Below are 12,173 nucleotides of genomic sequence, written 5' to 3'. Positions count from 1 at the left end.
GCACAGCTTTTTTGTACAGAATGTAATAGAATAAGTTGGTGAGACTATCCAAAATAGGTTCCGTCCTTAGTAACTATTCTACTTCCTATAAAGCTACTGATTACTCGTCATCAACAGGGTACACACCATTTTCATCATGTGTTTCTCTTCCTGTAAGCGGTGGGTTAAACACACAAACCATACGCATATCACCTTTAGTTGCACGAAGTAAATGCTCATCATTTTTATCTAATGCGTAAAGGGTATTGGCTTTAATCGGATGAATTTTATTATCGCTTAAAGTTTCTACTTCACCCTCACCTTCAATACAATATACAGCTTCTAAATGGTTTTGATACCAAATATGTGTTTCTGTACCTTCTTTGATAATAGTATCATTAACAGAATATCCCATACCGTCTTTTTTGAATAGTAGTCTACGGCTAATCCAGTTATCACTTTTTACTTCATTTTCTGTTCCAATAACATCTTCTAGTTTAATGACTTTCATTATCATTTCCTCCAGTAATTGTTTTATTATGAGAAAGATTTCTTGCTGTCTAGCTTGAGCACCCAGCGGCTAGTGGACTTCGCGCCCCTCCTTACGATAAGTCAACATCGACTCGCTGCACTCGTCGTGTTTCCTTTAATCTCATACGGGGGTGCTCCAGTCTCTACGCCGCTGAACGGGCACCTTCCGCTTTTCTATTTGTCTAGCTGCAGGCGCCATTGGCTCGAGGTCGCTTCGGTCCATCAAACGTGTCCAAAAATCAGGACACTTATTGTTGGCCCTCCAGCGCTTGTCGCCAATAAACAGGCGCCTTCCGCTTTTCTATTTGTCTAGCTGCAGGTGCCCAGCGGCTAGTGGACTTCGCGCCCCTCCTTACGATAAGTCAACATCGACTCGCTGCACTCGTTGTGTTTCCTTTATCTCATACGGGGGTGCTCCAGTCCCTACGCCGCTGAACGGACACCTTCCGCTTTTCTATGACGATACGACTTCTTTTTCTTTTACTAAGCTTTTAATACTATCTTCAATGATAGCGAAGCCTTTTTCTAAACCTTCATTATCAATTGTAAGGGCAGGGAAGAGCTTGAATACTTCATCGTCTGGACCTGCTGTTTCCATAATAAGCCCTCGTTCAAATGCAGCTTTGGCAATTTCTGAGGCTAAGCCTTCAACTTGACTTACAATTCCTTGCATAAAGCCACGGCCACGCACTTCACCTTTAATTTGTGGATATTTCACAGTAAGGCTTACTAAAAACTCGCTGATTTTTTTAGATTTCTCTTGGATGCTCTTTTCAAAAGAATCATTTTCCCAATACGTAAGTGCCTCAGTAGCTGTAACAAATGCTAAGTTATTACCACGGAATGTTCCGTTATGCTCGCCTGGCTCCCAAATATCGTATTTTGGACTAATTAGTGTTAATGCTAATGGTAATCCGTAGCCACCAATTGATTTTGATAAACAAATGATATCTGGTTTAATTCCTGCTTCTTCAAAAGAGAAGAATGTACCTGTTCTACCAACTCCAGCTTGAACATCGTCAATAATTAGTAAAATACCCCAACGACGACAAATGCTCTCTACTTTCTGCAGCCACTCGAAACGGGCAGCGTTAATGCCCCCTTCACCTTGGACTGTCTCGAGGATCATTGCGGCAGGAATTTCTACTCCACTTCCGTTGTCTTCTAAAAAGCGCTCGAGATACTCCAGAGTGTCGAGTTCGTCATTGACAAAGCTATCATAAGGCATTGTCACAACATGCTGTAATGGAATACCTGCACCTTTACGCTTGAAAGAGTTACCTGTTACTGATAAAGAACCAATTGTCATACCGTGAAAACCATTTGTAAAACTAATCACATCTGTACGACCAGTGACTTTTCTAGCAAGCTTTAATGCACTTTCGACTGTGTTTGTCCCAGTTGGTCCAGGAAACATCACTTTGTATTCCATATTACGCGGTTTAAGAATTACATTATTAAATTTCTCTAAAAACTCAGCTTTTGCTGCTGTTGCTTTATCTAATGAATGGGCAATCCCATCATTTAATATATAATCAACAAGTTTTGCTTTCATTTTTGGATCATTGTGTCCGTAATTGAGGGCTCCTGCTCCAGAGAAGAAGTCAATATACTCATTTCCTTCAACATCCCAAAGTTTATATCCTTTTGCTTTATTAAAAATAGCAGGGAAGCTTCGGCAATAACTTCGAACCTCAGATTCTAATTCGTTAAATATACTTAAATTATTGGTTTCCATTTTGATATAGATCCTCCTTTTAGTTGGTAAGAAAGGAATAAAGCATCAATCTAAAGAATTTGTGAAGTTTTTCACATGAGCCGATCGAATCATTCCAATTCCTAATACATTTTCTAATAAATATTATTTATCTTTATTGAATGGTCCAATTCGGAAAGTGAGTTCCTCTTCATGATCATCTCCAGGAAATAAATCTTCTGAGAAACACTCTAACACTTCACAGTTCGTATTGAGATCTCGCCCTAGGCGTCGGAATAGTGATTGAGAGGCCTGATTTGAAGGTGTAACAGTGGCTTCAAGATAATTAATATTTTGGCAACCTTCTCGGCTAATTAACTCTTGCAATAGATGAGATGCAAGCCCTTTTCCACGTTGAGAAGAATCGACTCCGATTTGCCACACAAAAACAACATCTTGCTTAGTAGGGGGGACAAAAGCTGTAACGAACCCTACAAGCTTGCCGTTTTCTTTTGCTACTACACAAGTTTCTGCAAAAAACTCACAAAACATGATGTATTTGTAAGAAGAATTTAAATCAAGAGTAGAGTTATTTACAAGTTCCCACATGGCGGCGCCATCTTCAAGGGATGGCTTTTCAAAAGTGACATTAGGAATGGATGGTTTAACTGTTTTTGTTAGTTGACTCATCGCTTTTCACCTACAAACCGCAAATTATTGTAAATAATAACGTATTCCTCCTTAATGGATGTTTTATTATTTTTTTCATTAGCTATTATAAATGATAAGGGGATGCTGTAATTAAAGCAAACCAGCTATTTAATGATAAACAAGGATTAATGATGATGACTTACGCTGCCATCTATTAAGAGCACGTATCTTCTATATTCCTCCCATATTGTTATGTTTTCGGACAATTTGAAAAAATGTGAGCAAATCTTACAAAACATGACGAATTCTTTTAACAGCTAGTGGTGATAAATTTTAAAAGCTAATGAAATCATTAAAAAAGCTAATCAATGAGCCTTTTGCAGACACCCAATGATATGAAATAAACATATCTAAAGAGGGTTGTACACACTCGACTCACTAATTAGCCTTATTATTAAGTATTAGTTAATACCTAGCTATTTCTTTTTCTTTTTTTTCGCGCGGCGGTCTGCAGCTGCTGCACGAGCATTTGCTTCGATGTCTTCAGCATCTGCTAATTCAGCAGAGTATTCAACATCCATGCCATCGTTTTGAACGTTAGCCACTTGTTGTTGCTTTTTTCTCTTTTTACCCACAAAAATCCCTCCAAACTTTTAATATAGATGTAGCAAAAGCTTTGCAAACATCTATTTCTATTTTGAGAAAGAGGGATAAGGTTCATGTTATAAAAAATTTTCCATAGTGTTTGTTATAGTGGTGACAGGCACCTTTAGTGTAATAAAGATGCCTGTCACCACGTACTACCTTGAGCGAGCTGCACGATCTGCAGCTTTAAAATCTGATTGATACGTTACTTGTTGAGCCTTCTTAAGAGATTGTCTTTCATGCTGGTCGCGACGCTTCTTTTTCTCCATGTTTTTCCTCCTAGTAATGAAGTAATATTTATAGTATGAGTATATAGAAGGAAAAATATTCTAAAGTAAAAGAAGTTCTTAATATACATCATTTATGAAGAATATTGTTTAACGCTTTGTCTATTGTTGAATAGGTGAACTTAAATCCATTATTGAGTGCTTTTTTGGGTATAACCCTTTGGCCATCAAGAAGTAAGGAGCTCATTTCACCTAATATGACTTTTAATGCAACAGAAGGAGTAGGTAACCAATGTGGTCGCTTTAGAATAGTTGCAATGGCTCTCCCCATATCTGTCATTTGAACGGGATGAGGTGCTGTTACATTTAACGCACCATGAATTGATTCGTTTTCGATGGCAAACTCAAAAATTCGGACAAGGTCTTGGATATGGATCCACGAATACCACTGTTTTCCTGACCCTAAAGCACCGCCAGCAAAAAGCCGATATGGAAGTAACATTTTGGGTAATGCACCTTCCTTTGGATCAAGGACTAAGCCTAACCTTGGAAGAACGGTCCGGATCCCTAATAGTTCAGCTTTCTTTGCCTCTCTTTCCCACTGGATGACAACGTCCTTTAAAAAGTTAGATTCTCCACCTTGATCCTGTTCTTCCGTGAAGGTTTCGGTAGTTGAATGTCCATAATATCCGACCGCTGAGGCATTAATAAAAATAGAAGGCTTTTGTTCCAGTTGTTCAAGTAATTTTATAGCAGCCTTAGTGGTTGTAATACGACTATTTAAGATTTGCGCTTTTTTTTGGTGTGTCCAGCGTCCAGAACCAATCGATTCTCCCGCCAAATTAATAAATGCATCTAATGGAGGAAGATTTTCAAGTGGATTAGCCTCGGGTACTAACCATTGTATATAATTTAAGTTTTTCTTCTTTTCTTTAGGTGTTCGCGATAAAATATAAACTTGATGACCCTGTGTTGTAAAGTGATGAGTTAATGCTGTACCAATAAAGCCTATCCCTCCAGCAATAGCAATATTCAAAAAACCACCGTCTTTCAAAATTTTTACAAGAAATGTTTAGTTAAGTATAAGTGATTTATATTTTTAGCAAAAGAAAAATAATTACTTCCTTATAATTTGTTCAAAAGGCTATTTTCTAAAATATTCGAAAACAGTTTTAAAATTAAATGAAAGTAAGAAGGTAGATGTCTATGGCTGTTATTACAAAAATTACAACACAAAAAAATAATACCGAACGTTTTAATATTTACATTGATAAAGGAAACGGTGAAGAGTACGGATTTAGTGTTGACCAAGATGTTCTCATTGCATGGCGTTTAACTAAAGGGATGGAAATAGATGTTGAAGCATTAGAAAAAATTTTAGCTGAAGATAAAATAAAAAAAGCATACAATTTAGCGCTATCTTATCTGTCTTATCGTATGAGGTCAGAAAAAGAAGTAATTGATTATTTAAAAAGAAAAATGTATGAGGAGCAGGAAATAGTTAATGTAGTTAATAAGCTTAAAGAATATAACTTTTTAAACGATCGAGATTTTGCATTTGCTTTTGTCCGTACAAAGAAAAATACAGGAGTAAAAGGTCCTAAAATTATTAAACAGGAACTCCAGGGAAAGGGTATTTATGGAAGTTTAGCCGAAGAGGCTCTACGTGAATATCCTTATTCTGAACAATTAGAGCATATTAATAAGTGGATAGAAAAACAAGCGAAAAAAACGTTAACAGAGTCTGAGCAAGCTTACCAGCAGAAAATTACGAGGCAATTATTAGCAAAAGGGTTCTCGTATGAAGTGATTGAAGAAGGAATTAATCAAAATTCATTGTCCTTTGATTTAGATCAACAATGGGAAGCAATTGTATATCAGGCTGAAAAAGTAAAACGAAAATACTTACACTTAAGTGAAAACGAGTATCGTTTTAAAATGAAACATAGGCTCTATCAAAAAGGCTTTTCAATCTTTTTAATTGATCAATACTTAGATAAAGATAGGAAAGAATAATTGTCATAAAATAACAACGAAGATATTGTGAAGTACTGATCAAACTTTGATATTATGAGTATATGACCAATTAAAGAAAGGGAGTATCCTTTTTATGAACAGCATGATAGCTTTAACCCCAATCCTATCCGTATTAGTATTTCTAGTTGTCATGAGAATGCCGGCAATGAAAGCAATGCCTATTAGTTTAATGGCTACTGGTATCTTAGCGTATTTATATTGGAAAGTTCCATTTGTTTAAATTGTAGCTTTGTCAATAGAGGGAATTATTATTGGTTTTCCCATTTTATAATAGAATGTTATTGGTTTGACCTTTAAAAATGAATTATAATAACATTAATGAATAAGCCGATGGAGGCGTAGTATATGGAAAAACGTTATAGTGATATGACTGAATTTGAACTACAAAATGAAATTGCTCAATTAAATGAAAAAGCAAAAAAAGCTGAGCAAATGGGAATGGCCAGTGAATTCGCTGTGTACGAACGAAAGATGATCATGGCAAAGGCATACCTCCTTAATCCAGAAGAGTTTTACCCCGGTGAAACATATGAAATGATTGATAACCAATCGAGCTTCTTAATTTCTTATATGAATGGAAGATTTGCTTGGGGGTATCGAAATGGAAGCAGTGAATTAGAGGGAGTTCCTATTTCTGTATTAAAGAAATAACCGAGGTCAACTTCAAGGAGAATTGCTTATAGAACAGAAATTATAAATTTCAAGGATCGGCTCAGTCCAGTCCATACGCCGCTAAACGGGCGCTTCCGCTTTTCTTGTTGTCTAGCTGCAGGTGTCATCGGCTCGAGGTCGCTCTTCGGTCCATCAAACGTGTCCAAAAGTCAGGACACTAATTGCTGGCCCTCCAGCGCTTGTCGCCGATAAGCAGACACCTTCCGCTTTTCTTGTTGTCTAGCTTCAGCGCCCAGCGTCTAGTGGACTTCGCTCCCCCTCCTTACGATAAGTCAACATCGTCTCGATGACTTTCGCCGTGTTTCCTTTATCTCATACGGTGGGGGCTCCAGTCCATACGCCGCTAAACGGGCGCTTCCGCTTTTCTTTTTGTCTAGCTGCAGGTGTCATCGGCTCGAGGTCGCTTCGGTCCATCAAACGTGTCCAAAAGTCAGGACACTAATTAGCTGGCCCTCCAGCGCTTGTCGCCGATAAGCAGACACCTTCCGCTTTTCTTTTTGAGTATAAAAAAGGAGAAGCAGAGGAGTTGCTTCTCCTTAAAATAAGGAAGGAAAAGGTTTGTGAAGACTAAAACGTTCAATGGGGCGTTTAACTAACACTAAGACTCCCACTTCAAGGCTTTATGGAAACAAGAAAGATGAAGTGAATAAGTGCCAGTAACAACCCGACAATTGAACACAGACTAAATGCGCCACGTCCTGTGGCAACGTCTGTGTGACCCACATTGTGTGAGCCTCAACTAACATTCAGTGGGGAATGAAGGAATACCCCCACTGAATGAAGTTTTACTTTATGAACGCTTTCTCGTTTGGACTTCTAGGATGATGTTGTGTTGACTTTGTTCGGTTTCACCGTTCACTTGATGGAATGCATGCTTAGGGTTTGCTCGTGGAGATTGAAATGGATCAGCATAATTTTTACCTCTTACCTTGTGCAAGGTAAAACACCTCCTAATAACCTAGAGAAATGAAATCAATATCATGAACGGGACTGATTCGATTGCTGCATCCGTGCTTGTGGATGATCGCGAATGGTACCATCGGCTCGCTTAGAAGAATACTCTTCTTTCGCTCGTGGCTCTCCCGAAAATGATTTGCGAAGTGGAAATCCTTTCTCTTTGTTACGCATCGGTGAACCCTCCTTCAACAACTAGTGTAAGTCCAAACCATGAAGCCGAATGTCTTGAGTAACAATCGCTTCTTTCATAGTATGAGGAGACATACGATTTGATATGAATGCAATAATTGTTAGAGGAGGTAATTTGCAGTGAATGAACGGTTTGAGCGTTTGGCACAAGAATTACGTAATAATCAGTTATTTTACGGCCAAGCAAGAAAATGGGTAGAGAGTTTATGGGAAGATTTTGAAGCGACACGCGCAAAAGCGGGTAGAACATATAAAGGTTAGGAAAAAAATAGTTGCTGGTCCATAACAGCAACTATTTTTAGTGGAAAAAGTGAAATCTAGACTTCTATAATGAACTTATGATTGGGTTGAGAGCTCGAGCTTTCGTTTTAAAGTTTCTTCACTATATACCCATCCCGTATACGAGCTTTGAATTTGGAGGTTATCGTCCAATTGGACAATGGCAACAAATGGATAGTGTCCTTTACTACGGTACCTTAAATCGATAAATCGGACTTCGTGATAATCATTGACCCGCTCCACTTCCCAGCGATAGGTAGGGGAAAAGGAAAGGAAAGCAGACAAGTTCGCATCCTTTCTTGCTGCATTGATAATTGGATCATCAGGGATAGGTTCAAATGGAAATTGTTCAAAAAAGTTAATTTTGTGATTTTTTGATTCAGCCACGTACAACATTTCTTTTGTTCTAATAACTAAATGCCACTGATTCCAACGAAATGTTGGTGATATAAACACATGAGTTGCATTTGGATGGAGAGACTTAGCATGAGCAATGACTTTTTTACGTGCTTGTAGCCTCCAAATGTAATACAGTATAAGTAGAAAATAAACAAATAAGAAGGTATATCCAGGGTCGAAGCCATAACGCCATAATATAATTCCGACAATATGTGCTAGAAAAATAAACGGATCAAAAATATTAATCGAACCAAGGGCAATCCATTTATGAGTAACGGGTCGTAAAGCTTGTGTCCCATATGCGTTAAATATGTCGACAAAAACATGAAGGAAAACAGCTAGAAATGTCCAAAGCCATAGATGTAAATAATTTGTCTCAGGAACTAGCATCGATATTCCACCAGCAATAATAAACGGCCAAATTAATATAGCTGGCAATGAGTGGGTAATTCCACGATGATTGCGTATGTAAACAGCATTATTTCTTAATTTGAGTACTGTATCAAAATCGGGTGCTTGTGACCCAATGATCGCTGCAACCATTACCGTTTGTCTCATAATAGGGTCATTTCCAACGACAGGATCTAATGTAGCAAGCCCACCGAGAGCAATTCCCATGACAACGTGAGTTCCCGTATCCAAGTTTGAACTACCTCCTTTCGGTGAAGCTTGAATGGATAAGTAACCTGTTTTTGTATTAGATCTTCGACAGTCATTACTTTATTTATACCCGAAATTGCTGTTATTAAAAAGGGGGAATTAAGATTATGACACAATCTTTACAAATTTTTATGGAGTATAAAATAAAACAAGAAAATATTAACGAATATGAACAAGTTATGGAGCATATTATCGCAGAATTACCGAATTTTGAAGCAAGTAACATGCAGTGGTTCGTGGCAACTGACCAACCTCACTTGTATGTTGAAATGTTTAAAGTCCCGACAGAAGCTCATTATGTTGTCTTGAAAAAGTTACGTCAAGATGAAGAGCATTATCTTTTTAGTAAAATCCATTCAATGGTTGAAGGTGGAAAAGAAAAAATTCATTGCTGGGCATTTCGTGCAATGAAAGAAGTGTAAAAGCGGAGGGTTAGAGCTTGATAGAAATACTACAAGAATTTAACATAAAAGGATTTCAAAATCAGTTAGTCCATTGGTTTGAAGAACATAAACGAGATTTACCTTGGCGAAAAACGAAAGATCCGTACCGGATTTGGGTTTCTGAAGTGATGCTCCAACAAACTCGAGTCGATACGGTCATTCCTTATTATAATAATTTTATACAGAAGTTTCCTACTTTAGAGGATTTAGCATTTGCAGAAGAACAGCAAGTTTTAAAAGCATGGGAAGGCTTAGGCTATTATTCACGAGTGAGAAATTTACAAGCTGCAGTTCGTGAAGTCGCAGAGGAATACGGTGGAGTGGTGCCTGACACTAGAGAGGAAATTAGTCAACTAAAAGGTGTAGGCCCTTACACAGCGGGTGCTGTTTTAAGCATTGCTTATAATAAGCCTGAGCATGCTGTAGATGGAAATGTAATGCGTGTGATATCGAGAATTCTCTTAATTGAAGATGACATTGGGAAAGCAAAAACGAGAACCATTTTCGAACGAGCTCTGTCTCACATGATTTCAGAAAAAAAACCGTCAGAGTTCAATCAAGGGTTAATGGAGTTAGGTGCGTTAGTATGTACTCCGAAATCACCAGGGTGTTTATTATGTCCTGTTCGTGACTACTGTCGGGCTTACCATGCAGGTAAAGAAAAGAGCTTGCCCATAAAAGAAAAGAAAGCAAAAGTTAAAATTAAAGACATGGTTGCAATTGTTATACGAAACGAGAAAGAAGAAGTTCTTATTCAACGTCGTCCTGACACCGGGCTGTTAGCGAAACTATGGCAATTTCCTAATGTAGAAGCACCGAAAGAAACGGCTATGCAACAAAAGTGCCTAAGAGAGTTTCTAACTGATGATTTTGATATAATCGTTGAAATTGGTGAAGCTGTACAAAAGGTAGAACATGTTTTTTCCCATCTTGTATGGCATATAACCGTATATGAAGGAACCCTTTTACAAAATCAAAAAATGAATGGTGATAATACAAGATGGGTAGATGCAAATTCGATTGAAAGCTATCCGTTTCCAGTTTCGCATCAGAAAATAATTGAAAAGCAAATGAGAAGGTGAAGAAATGAATCTTAATTTAGAGAATAGAGTCGTATTAGTAACAGGTGGTTCAAAAGGAATTGGCAAGGCTATTGCCAAAGGATTTATTGAAGAGGGTGCGCAAGTAGCTATAATAGCAAGAGATATTTCAGTTCTAGAAGAAGTGAAGAAAGAGTTAAAAGATGTTGTATGTATTACTGCAGATTTAATGAACAGTTCTGAGCGAAAAAGAGCGTTCGAGCAGTGTATTACTCATTTTGGAACACTTGATATCCTAGTCAATAATGTAGGTGGAAGTAACGGTTCAACAACTTCAGAGACAGACTTAGCTCTGTTTGAAGAAGCGATGCAGCTGAATTACTTTTCTGCCGTTCACTTTAGTAAGCTAGCGCTACCAATCATGAAGGAAAAGAAGAATGGAAGTATTATTAATATTTCTTCAGTTTTTGGTAGGGAATCCGGTGGGAAACCGACATATAATAGTGCAAAGGCTGCGATGATTAGTTTTACAAAATCACTTGCAGATGAAGTCATTAAGGACGGTATACGTGTTAATGGAGTAGCTCCTGGCTCCATTTTGCACCCTACTGGAAACTGGCAAAGACGTTTAGAGGAAAACCCTGAAAAAATCAAAGAATTTGTTAATAATGAAATTCCTGCAGGGCGATTTGGTACAGTAGAAGAAGTTGCAAATACAGTCCTTTTCCTGGCGAGTGAGAAAGCATCGTGGGTAGTTGGGGCAACGTTAAATGTTGATGGTGGACAATCAAAATCTAATTTTTAAGGGGGAAACCGGATGTATTCGGGAGAACAGAAGAAAACAGTATATGATGTAATTAAACGACGTCGTGATGTAAGATCATTCATTAATAAAGAGATTCCTGAAGATGCGATCATGAACATCATTCAAGCAGGTCATGATGGCCCATCGGTTGGTTTTATGCAACCATGGAATTTTATTATTATTCAATCGCAAGAAGTGAAAGAAAAATTGGCTTGGGCAGCAAATAAAGAAAAAAGAGCACTTGCGATTCATTATGAAGATAAAGATGAACGACATCAGAAGTTTCTTGGTTTAAAAGTTCAAGGGTTAAAAGAAGCACCGATTACGATTTGTGTGACGTGCGATCCGACTCGAGGAGGCTCGCATGTTTTAGGCAGAAACTCGATACCGGAAACAGATATCATGTCAACCGCTTGTGCCATTCAAAATATGTGGTTGGCTGCAACAGTGGAAGGGTTAGCATTAGGTTGGGTAAGCTTTTATAAAAAGAATGATGTAAGGGATATATTGAATATTCCACCTCATATTGATCCAGTAGCCCTTTTATCGATTGGGTATACTAATCACTATCCAGATAAACCCATTTTAGAAGCAGAAGGTTGGGAAAAAAGACAACAGTTAGATGGACTTATTTTTGCAGAAAAATGGGGAGACAAAGTAGAATAAACGTTTGAGGAAAAGGGAAGCTACATGGCTAAATGGTCCGTCTCCAAGTAAAATTTCAATAGACGCTTGTTAAAGAAAAACATATGCAAGTTGTGATGAAAACAATTGATTTTCAATAAAATCCCCGAGCGGCTTTAGATGCCCCGCGTTGGCAGTAGATAAAGTTAAGACTGTACTTGTAGAACAATCGATGCCAGCACATCTTGTACAAGCATTAGCAGCAAAGGGATATCAAGTTTAAATTGCCCCATATTCAGGTAGTTTCGGTAGAGGGCAAATTATTTGGAGAGACTTAAA

The 12,173-nt window shown here is 37.9% G+C and carries 17 protein-coding genes; 8 read left to right on the top strand and 9 right to left on the bottom strand.

Going from position 1 to position 12,173, the window contains the following annotated elements:
* Window positions 1-100: 100 nt before the first annotated feature.
* The 6 genes from J0N78_RS15820 to J0N78_RS15795 form a co-directional block, all read right to left on the bottom strand.
* Window positions 101-490, bottom strand: a complete 390-nt coding sequence (locus J0N78_RS15820) for an ectoine synthase (protein ID WP_209124084.1) — start codon at window positions 488-490, stop codon at window positions 101-103.
* Between the two features lie 474 nt (window positions 491-964).
* Entirely contained in the window at window positions 965-2,248 is a 1,284-nt protein-coding gene (gene ectB, locus J0N78_RS15815; RefSeq protein WP_209124083.1) for a diaminobutyrate--2-oxoglutarate transaminase, read from the bottom strand.
* 123 nt (window positions 2,249-2,371) lie between these two features.
* On the bottom strand, window positions 2,372-2,896 hold the full coding sequence (gene ectA, locus J0N78_RS15810; RefSeq protein ID WP_209124082.1) for a diaminobutyrate acetyltransferase: 525 nt from the start codon (window positions 2,894-2,896) through the stop codon (window positions 2,372-2,374).
* A 437-nt stretch (window positions 2,897-3,333) separates the two neighbouring features.
* Window positions 3,334-3,492 carry a YfhD family protein gene (locus J0N78_RS15805; RefSeq protein ID WP_307794953.1) on the bottom strand — a complete coding sequence of 53 codons (159 nt, stop codon included), beginning with the start codon at window positions 3,490-3,492 and terminating at the stop codon, window positions 3,334-3,336.
* A gap of 165 nt (window positions 3,493-3,657) precedes the next feature.
* Window positions 3,658-3,771, bottom strand: a complete 114-nt coding sequence (locus tag J0N78_RS15800) for a YfhE family protein (RefSeq protein ID WP_209124081.1) — start codon at window positions 3,769-3,771, stop codon at window positions 3,658-3,660.
* A gap of 88 nt (window positions 3,772-3,859) precedes the next feature.
* Window positions 3,860-4,765 carry a TIGR01777 family oxidoreductase gene (locus tag J0N78_RS15795; protein ID WP_209124080.1) on the bottom strand — a complete coding sequence of 302 codons (906 nt, stop codon included), beginning with the start codon at window positions 4,763-4,765 and terminating at the stop codon, window positions 3,860-3,862.
* Between the two features lie 170 nt (window positions 4,766-4,935).
* Here J0N78_RS15795 and recX point away from each other — a divergent pair, with 170 nt between their 5' ends.
* From recX to J0N78_RS15780, 3 genes are all read left to right on the top strand, one after another.
* Window positions 4,936-5,745: a recombination regulator RecX gene (gene recX, locus J0N78_RS15790; protein WP_209124079.1), complete on the top strand. Its 810-nt coding sequence runs from the start codon at window positions 4,936-4,938 to the stop codon at window positions 5,743-5,745.
* 94 nt (window positions 5,746-5,839) lie between these two features.
* The gene (locus J0N78_RS15785; protein WP_209124078.1) at window positions 5,840-5,986 is read left to right on the top strand and encodes an L-lactate permease; all 147 of its coding nucleotides are present in this window, start codon (window positions 5,840-5,842) and stop codon (window positions 5,984-5,986) included.
* Between the two features lie 125 nt (window positions 5,987-6,111).
* Window positions 6,112-6,417 (top strand): YfhH family protein, encoded by a 306-nt coding sequence (locus J0N78_RS15780; RefSeq protein ID WP_209124077.1) that lies wholly within the window; start codon window positions 6,112-6,114, stop codon window positions 6,415-6,417.
* Window positions 6,418-7,228: 811 nt separating this feature from the next.
* Here J0N78_RS15780 and J0N78_RS15775 read toward each other — a convergent pair.
* The gene (locus J0N78_RS15775) at window positions 7,229-7,375 is read right to left on the bottom strand and encodes a YpzG family protein (RefSeq protein WP_209124076.1); all 147 of its coding nucleotides are present in this window, start codon (window positions 7,373-7,375) and stop codon (window positions 7,229-7,231) included.
* A 41-nt stretch (window positions 7,376-7,416) separates the two neighbouring features.
* A complete protein-coding gene (gene sspK / locus J0N78_RS15770) occupies window positions 7,417-7,566 on the bottom strand; it encodes a small, acid-soluble spore protein K (protein ID WP_209124075.1) in 150 nt (49 codons plus the stop codon).
* A 138-nt stretch (window positions 7,567-7,704) separates the two neighbouring features.
* Between sspK and J0N78_RS15765 the strand changes: the two genes are divergently transcribed.
* Complete coding sequence (locus J0N78_RS15765) at window positions 7,705-7,845, top strand: YfhJ family protein (protein ID WP_209124074.1); 141 nt, start codon at window positions 7,705-7,707, stop codon at window positions 7,843-7,845.
* A gap of 75 nt (window positions 7,846-7,920) precedes the next feature.
* On the opposite strand, the gene J0N78_RS15760 is transcribed toward J0N78_RS15765, so the two are convergent.
* Window positions 7,921-8,904, bottom strand: a complete 984-nt coding sequence (locus J0N78_RS15760; RefSeq protein ID WP_209124073.1) for a metal-dependent hydrolase — start codon at window positions 8,902-8,904, stop codon at window positions 7,921-7,923.
* Window positions 8,905-9,029: 125 nt separating this feature from the next.
* On the opposite strand from J0N78_RS15760, the gene J0N78_RS15755 reads away from it, so the two are divergent.
* From J0N78_RS15755 to bluB, 4 genes are read left to right on the top strand one after another with little or no spacing between them, the layout of a single operon-like run.
* On the top strand, window positions 9,030-9,344 hold the full coding sequence (locus J0N78_RS15755) for a hypothetical protein (protein ID WP_209124072.1): 315 nt from the start codon (window positions 9,030-9,032) through the stop codon (window positions 9,342-9,344).
* Window positions 9,345-9,361: 17 nt separating this feature from the next.
* Entirely contained in the window at window positions 9,362-10,447 is a 1,086-nt protein-coding gene (mutY, locus tag J0N78_RS15750) for an A/G-specific adenine glycosylase (protein ID WP_209124071.1), read from the top strand.
* 4 nt (window positions 10,448-10,451) lie between these two features.
* Window positions 10,452-11,210 (top strand): SDR family NAD(P)-dependent oxidoreductase, encoded by a 759-nt coding sequence (locus J0N78_RS15745; protein ID WP_209124070.1) that lies wholly within the window; start codon window positions 10,452-10,454, stop codon window positions 11,208-11,210.
* A 12-nt stretch (window positions 11,211-11,222) separates the two neighbouring features.
* Window positions 11,223-11,876, top strand: a complete 654-nt coding sequence (gene bluB / locus J0N78_RS15740) for a 5,6-dimethylbenzimidazole synthase (protein ID WP_209124069.1) — start codon at window positions 11,223-11,225, stop codon at window positions 11,874-11,876.
* Window positions 11,877-12,173: the final 297 nt, after the last annotated feature.

This window comes from Alkalihalobacillus sp. BA299, from assembly GCF_017745675.1.
Taxonomy (GTDB): domain Bacteria; phylum Bacillota; class Bacilli; order Bacillales; family Bacillaceae_F; genus Alkalihalobacterium.
This window is presented reverse-complemented; position numbering and strand designations above follow the sequence as displayed.